This is a genomic window from Dactylosporangium darangshiense (assembly GCF_039537565.1).
GTDB lineage: Bacteria > Actinomycetota > Actinomycetes > Mycobacteriales > Micromonosporaceae > Dactylosporangium > Dactylosporangium darangshiense.
The window spans coordinates 107,267-124,000 of record NZ_BAABAT010000002.1 but is presented as its reverse complement, the minus strand read 5'-3'; the positions used below and the strand labels follow the sequence as shown (position 1 = coordinate 124,000).

At 71.5% G+C, this 16,734-nt stretch carries 14 protein-coding genes; 5 read left to right on the top strand and 9 right to left on the bottom strand.

From position 1 onward, the window contains the following. Positions 1 to 14: 14 nt before the first annotated feature. Positions 15 to 1,202 (top strand): CaiB/BaiF CoA transferase family protein, encoded by a 1,188-nt coding sequence (locus ABD901_RS04175; protein WP_345121398.1) that lies wholly within the window; start codon positions 15 to 17, stop codon positions 1,200 to 1,202. Continuing rightward, the gene (locus ABD901_RS04170; RefSeq protein WP_345121396.1) at positions 1,202 to 2,038 is read left to right on the top strand and encodes an HpcH/HpaI aldolase/citrate lyase family protein; all 837 of its coding nucleotides are present in this window, start codon (positions 1,202 to 1,204) and stop codon (positions 2,036 to 2,038) included. The genes ABD901_RS04175 and ABD901_RS04170 overlap by 1 nt, the downstream gene beginning before the upstream one ends. On the opposite strand, the gene ABD901_RS04165 is transcribed toward ABD901_RS04170, so the two are convergent. From ABD901_RS04165 to ABD901_RS04155, 3 genes are read right to left on the bottom strand one after another with little or no spacing between them, the layout of a single operon-like run. Beyond that, complete coding sequence (locus tag ABD901_RS04165) at positions 2,035 to 2,856, bottom strand: SDR family NAD(P)-dependent oxidoreductase (RefSeq protein ID WP_345121394.1); 822 nt, start codon at positions 2,854 to 2,856, stop codon at positions 2,035 to 2,037. The two genes, ABD901_RS04170 and ABD901_RS04165, sit on opposite strands and share 4 nt — an antisense overlap. Then, positions 2,853 to 4,172, bottom strand: coding sequence for a flavin-containing monooxygenase (locus tag ABD901_RS04160; RefSeq protein ID WP_345121392.1), 1,320 nt, complete (start codon positions 4,170 to 4,172; stop codon positions 2,853 to 2,855). The genes ABD901_RS04165 and ABD901_RS04160 overlap by 4 nt, the downstream gene beginning before the upstream one ends. Positions 4,173 to 4,226: 54 nt before the next feature. Then, positions 4,227 to 4,862 (bottom strand): TetR/AcrR family transcriptional regulator, encoded by a 636-nt coding sequence (locus tag ABD901_RS04155; RefSeq protein ID WP_345121390.1) that lies wholly within the window; start codon positions 4,860 to 4,862, stop codon positions 4,227 to 4,229. 52 nt (positions 4,863 to 4,914) lie between these two features. Here ABD901_RS04155 and ABD901_RS04150 point away from each other — a divergent pair, with 52 nt between their 5' ends. After that, the gene (locus ABD901_RS04150) at positions 4,915 to 6,255 is read left to right on the top strand and encodes an MFS transporter (RefSeq protein ID WP_345121388.1); all 1,341 of its coding nucleotides are present in this window, start codon (positions 4,915 to 4,917) and stop codon (positions 6,253 to 6,255) included. A gap of 4 nt (positions 6,256 to 6,259) precedes the next feature. On the opposite strand, the gene ABD901_RS04145 is transcribed toward ABD901_RS04150, so the two are convergent. From ABD901_RS04145 to ABD901_RS04120, 6 genes are read right to left on the bottom strand one after another with little or no spacing between them, the layout of a single operon-like run. Next, positions 6,260 to 8,434, bottom strand: a complete 2,175-nt coding sequence (locus tag ABD901_RS04145) for a glycoside hydrolase family 31 protein (RefSeq protein WP_345121386.1) — start codon at positions 8,432 to 8,434, stop codon at positions 6,260 to 6,262. Beyond that, positions 8,431 to 9,501, bottom strand: a complete 1,071-nt coding sequence (locus ABD901_RS04140) for a glycoside hydrolase family 15 protein (protein ID WP_345121384.1) — start codon at positions 9,499 to 9,501, stop codon at positions 8,431 to 8,433. Before ABD901_RS04140 ends, ABD901_RS04145 begins: the two co-directional genes overlap by 4 nt. Positions 9,502 to 9,540: 39 nt before the next feature. Then, on the bottom strand, positions 9,541 to 10,818 hold the full coding sequence (locus tag ABD901_RS04135; protein ID WP_345121382.1) for an ABC transporter substrate-binding protein: 1,278 nt from the start codon (positions 10,816 to 10,818) through the stop codon (positions 9,541 to 9,543). Between the two features lie 29 nt (positions 10,819 to 10,847). After that, on the bottom strand, positions 10,848 to 11,651 hold the full coding sequence (locus tag ABD901_RS04130; RefSeq protein ID WP_345121380.1) for a carbohydrate ABC transporter permease: 804 nt from the start codon (positions 11,649 to 11,651) through the stop codon (positions 10,848 to 10,850). Next, a complete protein-coding gene (locus tag ABD901_RS04125; protein WP_345121378.1) occupies positions 11,644 to 12,525 on the bottom strand; it encodes a carbohydrate ABC transporter permease in 882 nt (293 codons plus the stop codon). The genes ABD901_RS04130 and ABD901_RS04125 overlap by 8 nt, the downstream gene beginning before the upstream one ends. Next, the gene (locus ABD901_RS04120) at positions 12,525 to 13,772 is read right to left on the bottom strand and encodes an ROK family protein (RefSeq protein ID WP_345121376.1); all 1,248 of its coding nucleotides are present in this window, start codon (positions 13,770 to 13,772) and stop codon (positions 12,525 to 12,527) included. The genes ABD901_RS04125 and ABD901_RS04120 overlap by 1 nt, the downstream gene beginning before the upstream one ends. Positions 13,773 to 14,411: 639 nt before the next feature. Between ABD901_RS04120 and ABD901_RS04115 the strand changes: the two genes are divergently transcribed. After that, positions 14,412 to 15,680 carry an ABC transporter substrate-binding protein gene (locus tag ABD901_RS04115; RefSeq protein ID WP_345121374.1) on the top strand — a complete coding sequence of 423 codons (1,269 nt, stop codon included), beginning with the start codon at positions 14,412 to 14,414 and terminating at the stop codon, positions 15,678 to 15,680. A gap of 63 nt (positions 15,681 to 15,743) precedes the next feature. After that, positions 15,744 to 16,721, top strand: coding sequence for a carbohydrate ABC transporter permease (locus ABD901_RS04110; RefSeq protein WP_345121372.1), 978 nt, complete (start codon positions 15,744 to 15,746; stop codon positions 16,719 to 16,721). Positions 16,722 to 16,734: the final 13 nt, after the last annotated feature.

Genomic DNA, 16,734 nt, shown 5'->3' with positions numbered 1-16,734 from the left:
AGCGAGGAGGGCGCGTGACCGCTCCGCTGGCCGGCGTCACGGTCCTCGACGTGGCCACACTGTTCGCCGGGCCGCTCGCGGCGGCGTTCCTCGGTGACTTCGGCGCCGACGTCATCAAGGTCGAGCACCCGTCGCGGCCCGACCCGTCGCGTGGGCACGGCCCGGCCAAGGACGGCGTCGGGTTGTGGTGGAAGGTCCTGGGCCGCAACAAGCGGACGATCACCTGCGACCTGGCCGACCCGCGGGGCGCGGACCTGCTGCGCCGCCTCGTCGCCGACGCCGACGTGCTGGTGGAGAACTTCCGCCCCGGCACCCTCGAGCGGTGGGGGCTCGGCCCGGCCGAGCTCCACGCGGTCAACCCGCGGCTCGTCGTCGCGCGGATCAGCGGCTTCGGCCAGGTCGGGCCCTACGCGCGCCGGCCCGGTTTCGGCACCCTGGCCGAGGCGATGAGCGGCTTCGCCGCCGCCACCGGCGAACCCGAGGGCCCGCCGACCCTGCCCCCGTTCGGGCTCGCCGACTCGGTCACCGCCCTCGCCGCGGCCTACGCGGTGATGCTGGCCCTGCGCAGCCGCGACCTGACCGGGGCCGGCCAGGTCGTCGACCTCGCCATCATCGAGCCCATCATGGCCGTGCTGGGGCCGCAGATCACCTGGTACGACCAGCTCGGCTACGTCCAGCCGAGGCTCGGCAACCGCTCGAACAACAACGCGCCGCGCAACACCTACCGCTGCGCCGACGGCCGCTGGGTCGCGGTGTCCTCCAGCGCGCAGAGCATCGCCGAGCGTTTGCTGCGGCTGGTCGGGCGGCCCGACCTGGTCGACGAGCCGTGGTTCGCCACCGGCACCGGCCGCGCCGAGCACGCCGACGAGCTCGACGCGGCGGTCGGCGCCTGGGTGGCCCGGCACGACTGGGACGAGGTGGTCGCCGCGTTCGAGGAGGCGCAGGCCGCCGTCGCACCCGTCTACGACGTGCGCGACATCCTGGCCGACCCGCAGTACGCGGCCCTGGGCACCGCCGTCGCCGTGCCCGACGAGGACCTCGGCACGGTACGGATGCAGAACGTGCCGTTCCGGATGTCGGCGAGCCCGGGCGCGATCCGCCACGCCGGGCGCCGCCACGGCCAGGACACCGACGACGTGCTGCGGGCCCTCGGCGTCGGCGACGCCGAGCTCGCGGCGCTGCGCGAGGCGGGCGTGATCTGATGCTGCTCACCTCGCTGTACGTGCCGGGCGACCGGCCGGACCGGTTCGCCAAGGCCGTCGCCTCTGGCGCGGACGCGGTGATCCTCGACCTCGAGGACGCCGTCGCCGCGCCGCGCAAGGCCTACGCGCGCGAGGCCGTCGCAGAGTTCCTGGCCGGTCAGCACCCCGTGCCGGTCCTCGTGCGGATCAACGACCTGCAAGGCCCGGAGGCCCGCGCGGACCGGGCCGTGCTCGCCGGCGTCGCGGGCGCGGCGGGGGTGAAGGTGCCGAAGGTGGAGTCCCGCCGCGTCCTGACGGCGCTCGCCGCCCACGTCCGGGTCCCGCTGCACCCGCTCATCGAGTCCGCGCTCGGCGTGGAGGCCGCGCACGCCGTCGCCACCCACCCGGCGGTCGCCTCGATCGGCCTCGGCGAGGCCGACCTGCGCTCGGATCTGGGCGTCGACGGAGACGAGGCGCTGCTGTGGGCCCGCGGCCGGATCGTGGTCGCCGCGCGCGCGGCCGGCCTGCCGCCGCCGCAGATGTCGGTGTACCCGAACGTCACCGACCTCGACGGCCTGGCCGACTCGTGCGCGGCCGGCCGGCGGCTGGGCTTCCTCGGCCGCGCCGCCATCCACCCGCGGCAGCTGCCGGTCATCGTCGCGGCGTTCCGCCCGGCCGCGCAGGACGTCGCCCGGGCCGAGGCGCTGCTGGCCGCGCTCGCCGACGCGCAGACCCGCGACGCGGGCACCGTGGTCCTGCCCGACGGCCGGTTCGCCGATCGCGCCATGGTGGCCGCCGCCCGCCACATCGTCGAGCTCGCCGCCCGCTACGCCACGGACGACAGGGCAGGGCGTTAGGTAGCGGCGGACTGCCGGCGAACCATTCCGGCGGCCAGGGGCGCGCCGTCGAGGTCCCCGGCGGCGATGCGTTCCTTGATGGTCTTGCGCACCATGGCCGCCGCGACTGCCGGGAAGTGCCTCGCCACCGCCATCTCGAAGCGGCCGCGCCGAGTGGTGGCGACGTTGCGCAGTGGCTTCGCCGATGTGGCGCTGCGGACGATCGCGTCGATCACGCCGGACGCCGGCTCGTAGCGGGACACTCCGTCCAGCGACAGGCCGGCCCGAGCCGACGCGTCGTGTATCGGCGAAGCGACCATGCTCGGATAGACCACGGTCACGCCGATGTGCGTGCCGACCTCGAGACGCAGCGCATCGGCGTAGGCGGCGAGCGCCCGCTTGCTCACGCCGTAGGCGGCCGCCAGCGGCAGCGGGAGCACGGCCATGCGGCTCGACACGAAGATGACCCGGCCCCGCGCGGTCTCCAGGGCGGGGATCGCGGCGGCCGTGGTGTTCCACGCCGCCATGAGGTTCACTTCTATCTGCTGGCGGGCGGCCGCGCCGGGGGCGTACTCGGCCGGGGCGGGGCCGCCGACGCCGGCGTTGTTGATGAGCAGGTCCAGTCCGCCGAGGTCCGTGACGGCTTGCGCAACTGCCGAGGCTGCGGCTTCGCCGTCCGTCAGGTCACACCCTTTGACGGGTACGCCATTGACGGCGCCGGCGTGCAGATCGAGCCCGATGACGTGGGCGCCTTCGGCGGTGAGCCGGTCGCACAGCAGCCGGCCGAAGGTTCCGGCGGCGCCGGTGACGATGACCCGGCGTCCGGACAGCGTCCTCATGTGGGCTCCTTCCAGATGACGCCTCGCCCGGCGGCGGCGCGGCGGGTGCCTGCGGTCAGTTCCCTGGCGGCCAGGGCGAGGTACGCGTCGAAGTCGATCCGCATGGCCGGACGGCGCTCGCCCCAGCGGTCCCGGGCGGCGGCCAGCTGCGCGGTGCAGTCGGCCCGTTGCCGGTCCGCTGTGGGCAGTGCGTACCGGCCGGCGAGGTGGGCGGCGACCAGGCGGGCCTGGGCTTCCACGATGGGCAGCGCCGCGCCGGTCGACTGCATCAGGCCGACGAACATCAGCCCGGGCGCGTCGAGGTGGAAGACGCGGCGGTAGAGCGGAAGGCGGTCGGCGCCGTCGCCCAGCAGCGGCGGGTCCAGAAACGGCAGGTCCACCCGGTACCCGGTGCACCAGACGATCAGGTCGACCTCGTCCTGCCGCCCGTCGGTGAACGTCACGGTCGCGCCGTCGATGCGGGCGATGCCGGTGCGTACGCCGATCTCGCCGTGGCTGATCCGGGACAGCAGCCCGTCGGACAGCGTCGGGTGGTCCTGCAGAAATCCGTGGCCGGGATCGGGCAGCCCGTAGCGGCTCGGCCGGCCGACCGTCAGCTTCAGCATCGTTTCGCTGATGCGTTGGCGCATGCGCCATGGCAGGCGTTTCGCCAAGGCGCCGTTGAGGGTGTCCGACGGGCGGCCCAGCAGATGCTTGGGCACGATCCAGACGCCCCGGCGCAAGGACAACAGTGTCGACGCGGCGACGTGGGAGGCGTCGACGGCGATGTCCATCGCCGAGTTCCCGCCTCCGACGACCAGCACCCGCTTTCCGGCCAGCTGCGCCGGATCGCGGTAGTCGTGGCTGTGCAGCTGCTCGGCCGATGCCTCGCCCGGATATGTGGGCACGTTCGGGCTGCTGTTGTGGCCGTTGGCCACGACAACCGCGGCGTACCGCTGCGTGGTTGTGCCCTGGGGACCGCGGACGGTGACGTCCCAGCCGTCGCCGGCGCGGGTCACGCGCTCGACCGTGTGGCGAAGGCTCACGCGGTCGAGGAGGCCGAAGTTGCGGGCGTAGTCGTCCAGGTATCCCGCGATGCGGGTGTGATCGGGGTAGTCCGGCCATTCGGCGGGCATCGGGTAGTCGGCGAACTCCGTGCGGGTGCGGCTGGTGTTCAGGTGCAGCGTCCGGTACGCCGACGAATGCGGTCCGCCGAGCACCCACAGGCCGCCGACCCGGTCGCCGGGATCGAAACACCGAGCGGGTACGCCCTGATCGGTGAGCGCCTTGAGGGTGGCCAACCCGGACGGGCCGGCGCCGACCACCGCGACCTGCATGACCGACTCCTTAATCCAACGATCGTTGGATAATGCCCCGCGGCCGGTGGAGCGTCAACCCGCCCGGTACATCCGATCCAGCCAGCGGTGCACGAAGGCCCGGAACTCGATGCGCTCGTCGCCGCGGGAGGGCGCGCTCACGACGTGGGCGTGCACCGACCAGACCAGGCTGCGCACCGCGATGTGCGGGGACGGTTCGACGAGCAGACCGAGGTCCGCGGCCGCGATCAGCACCTCCTCGACCGTCCGGTACAGGGGCAGCGAGTACGCGACGTCCAGGTCGGCGTGCAGCTCGGGTTCGGACCAGCGGCGCAGCCATAGGGCCGTCGTCTCGGGCACCCGTTCGAGGAAGTCCACGAAGACGTCGAGCAGGGCGTGCAGCCGCGCGAACGCCTCTTCGGGACCGGCCTGCAGCCCTTCGTGGGCGGCGGCCACGGCACCGGTCAGGGCCTCGACCTCGGCCGCAAAGACGCGCGCGAAGCAGGCCCGGTACAGATCGGCTTTCGTGCCGGCGTGGTGCTGCACGGTCGCGACGTCGACCCCGGCCACCGCGGCCAGCTCCCGCAGGCTTACCGCGTCGTAGCCGCGCCTGGCGAACAGCGCCGTGGCCGCATCCATGATCGCCGCGTGGGTGTCGCGTTGCTCGGCCCGCCGGGGGCGGCCCGGCCCGCGCCTGCGCTCCATGGTCATGCCCGCCATTGTGCCCTACAATCCAACGGCCGTTGGATTGTAGGGAGCCGCCGTGAACCGCCTGCCTCGACCGAGCCTCCTCGGCTTCGCCGCCGGCTCCCTCGGCATGGGCGTCTGGGTCACCGTGCCCGGCCTGCTCCTGCTGTTCTTCCTGACCGACGTTCTCGCCGTCAGCCCGACCGTGGCCGGCCTGGCCCTGCTGTTTCCCAAGATCCTCGACGTGCTCCTGCATCCCTGGGTCGGCGGGCTCTCCGATGCCGACCGGCGCCGCCACGGCCACCGCCGCCGGCTCATGCTCTACGGGTGCGCCCTGCCGGTCGCGTTCGCGCTGTTGTTCGTGGTCCCCGGGGGCACCACCGGCTGGCCCGCCGCGCTGTGGGTGACCGTCGCGTTCGTGCTCGGCAACTTCGCGTTCGCGCTCTACCAGGTGCCGTACCTGTCGACCCCGGCCGACCTCGCGATCGGCTACGACGAGCGAACCCGCCTGATGGGGTTCCGCATGGTCGTGCTGACCCTCGGCATCCTGCTCAGCGGCGTCCTCGCGCCGCTCATTCAGGACAAAGCCGGGTACGCCGCGATGGGCGCGACCCTCGGTTTCGGCATGCTGGCCACGATGCTGGTCGGGGTGCGCGGGGTCCGGCTGCTCAACGATGCCGCGCGGTCGCCGGCCGCCGGCGGCGACCGGGCGCCGGGCCTGCGTGCGTTGCTGGATGCGTTGCGGGACGGCCAGTACCGATGGCTCGTCGCGAGCTACCTGATGATGTCGACCACCAGCCACCTCGTCCTCGCGGCCGTCCCGTACTACGCGACCTACGAGCTCGGCCGTGCGAAGCTCACGACGGTTCTGGTCGCGGCGTTCGTCGCGCCGGCCCTGGTCGCCACCCCGCTCTGGGTGCGCGTGGCTCGCCGGATCGGCAAGCAGCCGGGACTCCTCATCGCCCAGGCGACCTTCGTCGCCGGGTGCGTGGTCCTGGCCTTCGGCCGCTCCGTCAGCATCGCAACCCTCGTCGCCGCGGTCGCCGTCCTCGGCATCGCCTTCGCCGCCCTGCAGCTGCTGCCGTTCTCGATGGTGCCGGACGTCGTGCGCGCCGCCGACCCGGCCAAGGCCGGCTCATATCTGGGCGTGTGGACGGCGGCCGAGGCCACCGGCGGGGCACTCGGTCCCTTCATCTACTCCGCCTGCCTGGCGATCGGCGGCTTCGTCGGCTCCACGGTCGATGAGGACGTCGTGCAGTCACCCTTCGCTCACGACATGATCCGCCTCGGGTTCGGTCTGGTGCCCGCGGTGCTCATGCTCGTGAGCGTGCTCCTGCAGCGGCGCTACGTCCTCGACGGCCAGGCACGCAGCGGTGCCGCCGAGGTCGAGCCCGGCGTACACCCCCGCGCCGCGTAGTGGTTCACGACCGCAGCAGTTCGCGATGGCGTTCCGCCGTTTCCAGGCGGCACCAGACCGGGATCTCGTCGACCGGGGCCGGGACCTCCACCTCGCGGGCGCCGTCGAGCACCTGATGGGTCCGCAGGTCCAGCCAGCGTCCCGGCGGCAGGTAGGCCGACCGGGTCGTCGAGCCCTCCGCGACCACCGGGGCGACCAGCAGGTCGTCACCGAGCAGGTAGTCGTACGGGTGCTGCCAGGCGCGGGGGTCCTCCGGCGCGACCAGGCACACCGAGCGCAGCAGCGGCCAGCCGGTCTCGATCGTGCGGGCCGCCGACGACGCGAGGTAGGGCACCAGCCGCTCGCGCAGGTGCGCGTACCGGCGGAACACCGGCAGCACCCGGGGGTCGCCGGTCTGCGCGGCGATGTTCCACGGGGTGCGGTCGCGGGACGGGGTGCGGTGGTGGTTGTACTCCGAGTGGTACTGCATGATCGGCAGGAGCGCCGACAGCGCCGTGGCCCGCAGGTACAGCTCGGCGGACGGGACCGGTCCGGAGAAGCCGGCCAGGTCCCAGCCCCAGTAGACGATCCCGCACGCCGGCGCGGTGAGGCCGGCCCGCAGCGAGGACCGCATCGCCTCCCACGTGGAGTCTTCGTCGCCCGCCCAGAACAGGCCGTGCGCCTGTGAGCCGGTGAAGCCGGCCCGGCTGAACGTGACCGGCGCCTTGCCGCACGAGCGCAGCAGGGAACCGTACGCCGCGGCGTAGTGCACGGGGAAGCGGTTGTTGCCGGTGGCGCCGGCCGAGCCGTCGGCGTAGCGCAGGTCGTGGCCCCACGCGTGTTCGCCGCCGTCGGTCTTGAACCCGTCGATTCCGACGTCTTCCACGAGGTACCGCCGCTTCGCCAGCCACCAGTCGCGCGCCTCGGTGTTCGTGAGATCCGGCATGAGGGCCGTCGGGAACCACCAGCCGCGGTTGCGGTACGGCCGGCCGTCGCCCTCGCGCACCCCGTAGCCGCGGGCGAGCATCGTGGCGGCGTCGGCGGCGCTCTGGCCGGTCGGGTGGGGGCGCATCTTCTGCAGGGGGATCTGCCACAGCACGACCTTGACGCCGTCGGCGTGCAGGTCGTCGACCATGCCCTTCGGGTCGGGCCAGGCGCCGTCCGGCGGGAAGGTGAAGTCGGCCAGGCGGTGCGGGCGGCCGTCGTCGTGGACCTGGTACTGCGCGTCGCGGAACGCCACGAACGTCGACTCGTCGCTCCAGGCCTCGACGACCACGACCCCGACCGGGATGTCGTGCTTGCGGTGCAGCGCCATCTCGGTGCTGACCCGCTCCTGGGTGTTCCACTCGTTGCCGCTGGCCCACAACCGGAACACCCAGTCCGGCATGGGCTCCGGCCGGCCGACCTCGCCGAGCCACCGGTCGAGGACCTCGCCGGGAGAGCCGTCGTAGAAGCGCACGTCGAGGTGCCCGCCAGGGACGTCTGCCTCGATCCACAGCAGGTCGCCGACGTCGTACCAGGTGCGCTCGGCCGTGTCGACGTGGAACGCCCAGCCGTCGCCGCCGAGGACGTGCGCGAACGGCATCGGCAGGTAGGTGCGCCCGGCCGCGCCCTGGCCCTTGTACTGCTCGAACACGGTCGCGTCGAGCGCGTGCCGGCGCTGGTCGAGCCGGTCGAAGCGTTCCCCGAACCCGACGACGTGCTCGTCGGCGGTGAGCCGCAGCGCGAACCGTACCCGGTGGACCCGCTCGGGGTCCGCGAGCCAGGACGTGGTGCCCGGCACGAGGCGGCTCGTTCCGTGGGTGGTGAGTGTGCCGCCGGTCGGCGACCAGGCCGCTGCGCGGACGTCGAACCAGCGGGTGCGGCGAGTGCGGATACCGTCGGTGGCGACGAACCGGTACCGGACCGGCCGGTCGGCGGGCAGCGGCGGGCTGTCGGCGGCCCAGCGGACGCTGCGGCCCCGCTGCCCGCCGGCGGCCGTGGCGAGGTGCCCTTCGGCCCCGGCCGTCGGCCCGGTCGGGGCGCCCTCGCGGTGCAGGTCGAAGGCGCCGCCGTCCCACTCGCAGCGCACGGCGGTGACGGACGCGGCGCCGGCGACGCCGAGGTTCACCGGCTCGCCCGCGAGGGGACGCACCGGCAGGCGCTGGTCGATGGACGGCTGGTAGGCGTGGCCGGAGCCGAAGGGCCGGTGCCGGATCACAGGGTCACTCCCAATTCGGCGGCGAGGGACAGGTAGGCGGCGTGCGACCACAGCAGCGGGGTCGCGACCGAGCCCCACCGCTCGAGCCACTCCTGGCGGTGCTGCGGGTGGAGCAGCCGGTCGCTGACCTGCTCCGGCAGGTCGCCGTTGTCCGCGGCGGTGCCGGCGATCCAGGCGAGCTGACGGCGGGCGTCGCCGGGGCGGCCGAGCCGGAGGTACGACTGCCCGAGCAGGCCGGCGAGGACCGGCCACCGCCCGCCGCCGTAGAACACGTCGGCCCGGAAACGGTGCACGCCGCCGTCGTCGAGCAGGTCGCGTTCCACCGCGGCGACCGTCCTCCGCGCCGTGGCGTCGTCCACGAGGCGGAACGGGGCGACGGCGGCGAGGAGGCTGCCGTCGACGGCGTCGGAGCCGAGCCACTTGCGCAGCCGCCCGTCCACGCTGCCGTCGGCGGCGATGAGCGCGGCGATCGCGTCGGCGGTGGACGACGCCGTGCCGGCGTCGCCGTCGCCGAGCAGTCCGGTGCGCAGCGCCGCACGCAGCCCGGCCTCGACCGACGCGAGCGTGGCGACGTGTACCTGCTCGGCGTGCTCCTCCCACCAGTCGTAGCAGGGCAGTCGCCACGCGGCGCAGAGGTAGCGCACGGCGAGTGCGACCGCCTCTGCGAACGCGTGGTCGGTGGTACCGGCGAGGCACCGCTCCAGCGCCCACAGCCAGGTGCCGTAGCCGTCGAGCTGGAAGTCCCACCAGGACTCGGACCCGTCGGCGCCGTCGAGGGTGTAGCGGGTGGGCAGGAACCGCGCCTGGTCGATCTCCTCACCTGCGGCGAGTGCCGCGACGACCGCCTCGATCCGCCCCGCGCGGTCGGCCAGGACACGGGCCGTCCACTCGTGGAAGGCGCGCGCCCCGTCGACGATGCCGTGTGCCCGCATGCTCTCGGCGACGAAAGCGCCGTCGCGCAGCCACGCATAGCCGTACACCGGGAAGTTCGAACAGGCGGGGTAGGCGCCGCTCGGCGCCTGCTCGCGGGTGATCACCTTGATGCTGTGCTCGACCAGGTCGCGCATCTGCTGTTCCTTACGCTGCTAGGTTCTTCGGGACGCCGGCTAGAGCAGTGCCGTGACCTGCTTGGCCGCGTCGTCGAGGGTCTTCTGCACGTCCTCGCCGCCGGCCGCCTTGGTCAGGGCGTTGTTGACGATGTCCTGCATCTGCTGTTCCTTGGCGATGACGGGCAGCAGGGACTGCTTGCCCAGCGCGTCCATGACGGCCTTGCGGTTCGACGGCGGCGTCTTGCTCAGGTAGCCGGACAGCTTCGAGGCGTCGGCGAGCGGCGGCAGCTCCCACGACGAGTTGATCCGGGCGGTCACGGTCTGGTCGGACGTGGTGAGGAAGTTCAGCCAGCGGAACGCGGCGTCCTTGTGGCTGCTCGCCGCCGACACCGCGACGGCGTTCTGGAACACGGCGCTGGCCTTCTGCGCGTCGCCGGGCTCGACGACCACGTCCCAGCCGAACGGCACGTCCTTGAGCGTGTCGAACTGCCAGTTCCCGTTGTGCCACATCGCCAGCTTGCCGGCCTTGAACAGGTTGGTGTCGAAGTCCGGGGTGTTGCCGATCTCGGTCACCGTCGGCATCGTGGTGCCGGACTTGCCGATGAGCCACTTCGCCGCGGCGACGCCCTGCGGGCTGTTGAAGGTGGCCGACTTGCCGTCGGGGCTGAGGAACGTGCCGCCGGCCTGGTTCACGGCCTTGTAGAACTCGTAGAAGCTGACCGGCTGGAAGTCGCCGTAGACGCCCTTGGCCTTGTCGGTGAGCTTCTGCGCGGCGGCCGCCTCGTCCGACCACTTCCAGTCGGAGGTGGGGTAGGCCACGCCGGCGGCGTCGAACAGCGCCTTGTTGTAGATGAGCACGACGGTCGAGAAGGACTCGGGCAGTGCGTACTGCTTGCCGCCGTGCTTGAAGGCGTCGAGCGCGGCCGGCGAGAGCACCGACGGCTGCCACGCCTTGTCGTTGGCCGACGGGCCGGCAAGGTCGGCGAGGGAGCCGGCCTGGGCGTAGGTGACGAAGTTCTGGTAGTCCAGCTCGAAGGCGTCGGCGACGGTACCGCCGGCGATCGAGGTCTGCAGCTGGGTGAAGTAGTCCTTGTACGGCGCGGTCTGCACGGAGACCTTGACGTCGGGGTTGGCCTTCTCGAACGCGGCGACGATGCCGTTGAGGTCCTCGAGGTGGTCGGGTGCGGCGGAGAACGTCAGGTAGCGGACCGTGGTGACGCCGCCTTCGGAGGTGTCCTTCGTGGCGGAGCCCTTGGAGCATCCGGCCAGCGCGAGGGCGGCGACGGCGATCAGTGCGGCGGCCCGGTGTAACCGGAGCCGGGGGCGAGCGGACATGCTGGGCCTCACAATCGCGGGGTGTCTGGTTACTTGAGACCGGCCTGGGCGACGCTCTGCACGATGTGCTTCTGCGCCACGGCGTAGAGGGCGAGGATGGGAACGATGCTGACCACCGAGCCGGCCATGATGGCGTTCCACTGGACGGTGTATTCGCCGCTGAGGCTGGCCAGGCCCAGCGGCAGGGTCATGAACTCGCGGGAGCGGATGACGACGAGCGGCCACAGGAACGCGTTCCAGCTGGACATGAACGCGAACAGCCCGTAGGTCACCAGGGCGGGGCGGATCAGCGGCAGGGTGATCCGCAGGAAGATGCGGATGTGCCCGGCACCGTCGACGAACGCCGCCTCGTCGAGCTCCCTCGGCAGCACGGCGACGGACTGGCGTAGCAGGAAGACGCCGAACGCCGAGGCGATCGTCGGGACGATGAGCGAGGCGTACGTGTCGACCAGGTCGAACGCGCGGATCTCGATGAACAGCGGCACGACGAGCACCTGCATGGGGATCATCAGCGTCGCGAGGTATCCGACGAAGACGACGTTCTTGCCGGGAAAGTCGAGCCGCGCGAAGGCGTAGGCCGCCGTGGAGCTGGTGATGAGCAGCAGCGCGGTGGAGACCACGGCCAGCACGAAGCTGTTCACCGTGATCCGCCAGAACGGCAGGACCTCGAAGAGTTTGCGGTACCCGTCGAGGCCGGCCTTGTCGGGGATCAGGCGGGGCGTGGTGAGCACGTCGCCGCCGGCGGTGATCGAGGTGACGAAGGTCCAGACGAACGGGAAGATCATGAGCAGCGCGCCGACGGCGAGCACCGCGATGAGCAGCCGCCTAGACATAGGTCACCCACCGGCGCTGCAGGCGCTGCTGGATCACGGTGACCACCAGGATCAGCGCGAACAGCAGCAGGCTCAGGGCCGACGCGCCGCCGGCATCGCCATAGCGGAACGTGAGGTCGTAGATCTCCTCGACCAGCGGCCGGGACGCGCCGGCGGGCCCGCCGCCGGTCATGACGTAGATCTGGTCGAAGACCTGAAATCCGCTGATCAGCGAGATCACCACCACGAAGTAGCTCGACGGGGTCAGCAGCGGGAACGTGACCCGCCAGAAGCTCTGCCACGCCGACGCGCCGTCGAGACGGGCGGCCTCGAGGTACTCCTCCGGGATGCTCTGCAGGCCGGCCAGCAGAATCACCATGACGAACCCGGCGTCCTTCCAGACCGACGCGACGACCGCGGACGGGATGGCCCATCCGGGCGACGCCCACCATCCCGGGCCCGGGATGCCGACCGACGAAAGGACGTGGTTGACCAGTCCGTTGGCGGGGTTGAGCAGCCACTTCCAGGTCAGCGCGACGACGACCCAGCTGGTGACGACGGGCAGGAAGTACATCGAGCGCAGCAGGCTGCGCCCGGGGAACCGCCGGTTGAGCCCGACGGCGAGCGCCAGGCCCAGCAGGTAGACCAGCGGCAGGTACAGCGCCAGGAAGTACAGCGTGTGCAGCAGCGCGTCGCGGGTGTCCGCGTCGCCGAGCAGCCGGGAGAAGTTGTCCAGGCCGACCCACTGCATCGGCGACTGGAGGTTCCAGCTGTGCAGGCTGATCCACGCCGCACCGAACATCGGCGCGATCGTGAACAGCAGCAGCGGCACGGCACTCGGCAGCAGGAACAGCGCGACGATGCCGGCCTTGCGCACACCGCGGGGGCCGACCATCAGTCCACCGTCCCGTCGGCGCTCTCGACGCTGCCGTGCAGGCGGGCGACGACGAGGTTCGCCTGTTCGCCACCGAACCCGTCGAGGTCGAACGGCGCGGCGAGCACCAGCGCCGCCGCGCCCTGCGCCCAGCTGCTGTCGTCCCAGGTGTGCACGACCACGGCGATCCCGTCACCGCCGCGGACCTGCCGGCGGGCGAACTCGGCGCGAAACGCGGCGTCCCAGTGGATCCAGTGCGCGACGCCCTCGCCGGAGATGACGATCCGGACCGGGTCGAGCATGTTCGCGGCGCCGGCAACCGCCCGGCCGAGCAGCCGCCCGGCGTCGGCGAAGATCGCGGCGGCGTGTCCGTCGCCGCGATCGGCGGCCGCGACGAGCGCGGCGAATCCCTGCCGCGGACCGATCACGCCGCGCTCGCGGGCGATGCGCTCCAGTGCCGGCTCGCCGAGCCACGCCTCCAGGCAGCCGTGTCGCCCGCACTGGCACAGCGGTCCCTCGTCGTCCATCGGCACGTGCCCGAACTCGCCCGCGCCGCCTTTGCCGCCCCGGTACACCGAGCGGTCGGCGACGATGCCCATGCCGATGCCGCGACCGATGGTCAGCACGAGGAAGTCGTCGGCCTCGCGGCCGTGGCCGTAGAGCACCTCGGCGACGGCGAGGGCGTTGACGTCGTTCTCGACCACGACGGGCAACCCGAGCACGCCGCGCAGGTGCCGGCCGACCGGCAGCCCGCGCCACTGCAGGACGTCGGCGTCGACGGTGCCCTTGTCCGGGCGGGGCACGACCCCCGGCACGGCCACGCCGATGCCGAGCAGCTTCGGCAGGCCCGGGTCGCTGTGCGTGTGGGTGGCGAGCTCGGCGGCCAGCTTGGTGAGCGCGTCGGGGGCCATCGCGTCGAATGCCAGCGTGGTGCTGCTGAGCATCTGCCCGTCGAGGCGGACGTTGACGATCGCGAGGTGGTCGGCCGCGACCTTGACCCCGAGCGCCCGGCCGGCCTCCCCGACGAGGCCGATGAGCGATCCGGGCCGCCCGCCGCTGGACGGCGCCTGCGCGACTTCCTCGACCATTCGCTGCTCGAGCAGCCGACGCATGATCTGCGACACAGCTGCTGGGCTGAGCCCCAGCTCACGCGCGATGTCCGCGCGGGATGTGGGCCCGCGGCTCCCCAGGAGCGCGAGCACCGCCGACCGGGAGAGATCCCGGCCGGCCCCATGCTTCGCCAACGGCACTTCGTCCACCCACTTCATTAAGTTGCGATACAAAGTCCCACGCCGGACCTCCAAGGTCAAGGACACGTTTCGGTAACCGCGGAGCCCGGGACTCTCCTCGGTCGCGCCCCGGGGCGGACGTCATGCCAGGCCGGTCAGTTCGGTAGGGAGCGAACGGCTTCGACGAGGTGGACGAGCGGGTTGCGGTCATCGCGACGCGGTCCCAACGCCACCGTCGTGCGCACAGCTTCTTGGTCGATCCGCCGATACACCACCGCCGCTGAGGCGGATGCGGCCGATCGCTGACCTGCGCGACCTGACGCTGCGGCGGGTGGCAAACGCCCCTCACGGTCGTGCCGACGTGCGGCCGATCGCCCCCGAGCCGGCTCGATCTCATGGGACGCCCGGAACAGGTTCGATCTATGGAATAACGGGCAACTTGGACCTTCTGCAAAATCCGGGCTTTACAGACTTAAGACCGCGGCTTAGAGTCTCCGGCAGTCACATCGTCCCTACGGGGTGTCACCTCATGGGGCGATGCGTCAGCCACCGCCGCGAGGCCGAGTGCACTGCGCTTGAACGCATTGCACGGGAAGTCGGCGCCCTGGTCGGGGCGTCGTGTCCGCACCCCATCGGCACTCGTCATGGCCCACACCCCCAAACTTCGAAGGAGCCCCGATGCACACCCGCAGGCGCAAGGCATTGACGGCGCTGATGCTGGGCTGCTTGGCGCTCGTCGCCACGACGGCCGGCGCCTGCGGCTCCGCCAAGCCGGGCCAAACGCAGCTCGACGTCGAGATCTTCGGCGACATGGGATACCGCGACCTGTACGCCAAGTACGAGCAGAGCCATCCCGGCATCAAGATCGTCGAACACGTCGTCTCGTACGACGACCACCACAAGAACCTGCAGGCGCACCTGCTGGGCGGGTCGGGGACCGGCGACATCGAGGCCATCGACGGCGGCTACATCTCGCAGTTCAGGGTCATGGCCGACAAGTTCGTCGACTTCAGGGACTACGGCGCCGACCCGGGCCAGTGGCTGCCGTGGAAGTCGCAGCAGGCGACCGGCGCAGACGGCAGCCTGATGGGGCTGGGTGCGGACGTCGGCGGCCTGGCGATGTGCTACCGCCGGGACCTGTTCGCACAGGCCGGCCTGCCGACCGATCGCGACCAGGTGGCCGCGCTGTGGCCGGACTGGCAGTCGTACATCGCGACCGGCAAGCGGTTCAAGGCCAACGCACCGGACGGCGTGGCCTGGTTCGACTCGGGCTCCAACGTCTTCAACGCCATCATCGGCCAGGCGCCCGTCGGCTACACCGCCTCCAGCAACAAGGTGGTGGTGGGCGACAACCCCGCCGTCAAGCGGGCGTTCAACCTCGCGGTCGAGGCCGTGCAGGCCGGCGAGTCGGCGAAGCTGTCGACGTTCAGCCAGCAGTGGAACGCCGGGTTCCAGCGGGGGTCGTTCGCGACCGTGGCGTGCCCGGCCTGGATGACCGACACCATCAAGCAGAACGCGCCGCAGACGAGCGGCAAGTGGGACATCGCCACGATCCCCGGCGGCAGCGGCAACTGGGGCGGCTCGTTCCTGACCGTGCCGAAGCAGAGCAAGCACCGCAAGGAGGCCGCCGAGCTCGCCAAGTACCTGACCGCGCCGGAGCAGGCGAGCTGGATCTTCCGGACCCAGGGGCACCTGCCCAGCCAGGCAGAGCTCTACAACGACCCGGCGGTGCTGGGCAACACCAACGAGTTCTTCAACAACGCGCCCACCGGCCGGATCTTCACCGAGGCGGCGAAGAACCTGCGGCCGCAGTACCAGGGTCCCAAGGACGGCGACATCGGGCCGCTGATCGGCCTGGGGATCACCCGGGTCGACAAGGGCAAGCAGCAACCCGCGCAGGCGTGGCACCAGGTCCTGAAGGACGTCGCGAATGCCACCGAGCCGTAGCCGACGACGAACAGCCGACGGTAGGGGAAGCAGGAGAAGCTCGAGAAAGGAACGACAGGCCTGATGGCAGTCTTCGCACCTTCGTCGGTGCTGCGCCGGCGGCGCAACACCGCGACGGAGAAGGAGAACCGGTGGTCCCAGCGGCGCCACCGGTTCGACCTGAGCGGTACGCCGTATCTCTACATCGCACCGTTCTTCGTGGCGTTCGGCGTGTTCGGGCTGTTCCCGCTCCTGTACACCGGCTGGATGGCCGTCACCCAGTGGAACCGCGACATACCCGGCAGCGAGCACACCTTCGTGGGGCTGGGTAACTTCACGCGGCTCATCCACGACGACTACTTCTGGAACGCACTGCTCAACACCGCGGCGATCGGCGTGCTGGGCACGGTACCGCAGCTGCTCCTCGCGATGTGGATCGCCCATCTGCTGCAACGCAAGATGCGCGGCCGCACGCTGCTGCGCATGGGCGTCCTGCTGCCCAACATCACCTCGGTGGCCGCCGTCGGACTGATCTTCGCCCAGCTGTTCGGGCGGGACCTCGGCCTGATCAACTGGGGGCTCAGCCTGGTCGGCATCGACAAGGTCGACTGGCAGTCGGGCACCTGGCAGTCATGGGTGGCGCTGGCCGTCATCCTGACCTGGCGGTGGACGGGGTACAACTCCCTGATCTACCTCGCCGCGCTGCAGGCGGTGTCGGACGACCTCTACGAGGCGGCGGACCTCGACGGCGCCAGCCAGTTCCAGAAGTTCCGCACCATCACCGTCCCGGCGCTGCGGCCGACCATCATCTTCAGCGTGATCATGTCGACCATCGGCACGATCCAGCTGTTCACCGAGCCGCTCATGTTCAACCCGGGGCTGAGCCCGACCGGCGGCGACTCCCGCCAATTCCAGACCCTCGCCATGTACGTGTACGAGCAGTTCTGGACCCACGGCAAGTACTCCTACGCGGCCACGGTGTCCTGGGCCATGTTCATGATCATCGTGCTGGCGGTCGGCGCGAACTACCTGCTGTCCCGACGTATTCGGAGCTCCTCATGACCTTGATTCCGGT

Excerpts from the sequence above, each read along its gene's own strand:
- ABD901_RS04170 (WP_345121396.1), top strand. The coding sequence starts at position 1,202 with ATGCTGCTCACCTCGCTGTACGTGCCGGGCGACCGGCCGGACCGGTTC.
- ABD901_RS04165 (WP_345121394.1), bottom strand. The coding sequence starts at position 2,856 with ATGAGGACGCTGTCCGGACGCCGGGTCATCGTCACCGGCGCCGCCGGA.
- ABD901_RS04160 (WP_345121392.1), bottom strand. The coding sequence starts at position 4,172 with ATGCAGGTCGCGGTGGTCGGCGCCGGCCCGTCCGGGTTGGCCACCCTC.
- ABD901_RS04155 (WP_345121390.1), bottom strand. The coding sequence starts at position 4,862 with ATGACCATGGAGCGCAGGCGCGGGCCGGGCCGCCCCCGGCGGGCCGAG.
- ABD901_RS04140 (WP_345121384.1), bottom strand. The coding sequence starts at position 9,501 with ATGCGCGACCTGGTCGAGCACAGCATCAAGGTGATCACCCGCGAGCAG.
- ABD901_RS04135 (WP_345121382.1), bottom strand. The coding sequence starts at position 10,818 with ATGTCCGCTCGCCCCCGGCTCCGGTTACACCGGGCCGCCGCACTGATC.
- ABD901_RS04130 (WP_345121380.1), bottom strand. The coding sequence starts at position 11,651 with ATGTCTAGGCGGCTGCTCATCGCGGTGCTCGCCGTCGGCGCGCTGCTC.
- ABD901_RS04125 (WP_345121378.1), bottom strand. The coding sequence starts at position 12,525 with ATGGTCGGCCCCCGCGGTGTGCGCAAGGCCGGCATCGTCGCGCTGTTC.
- ABD901_RS04120 (WP_345121376.1), bottom strand. The coding sequence starts at position 13,772 with ATGAAGTGGGTGGACGAAGTGCCGTTGGCGAAGCATGGGGCCGGCCGG.
- ABD901_RS04115 (WP_345121374.1), top strand. The coding sequence starts at position 14,412 with ATGCACACCCGCAGGCGCAAGGCATTGACGGCGCTGATGCTGGGCTGC.
- ABD901_RS04110 (WP_345121372.1), top strand. The coding sequence starts at position 15,744 with ATGGCAGTCTTCGCACCTTCGTCGGTGCTGCGCCGGCGGCGCAACACC.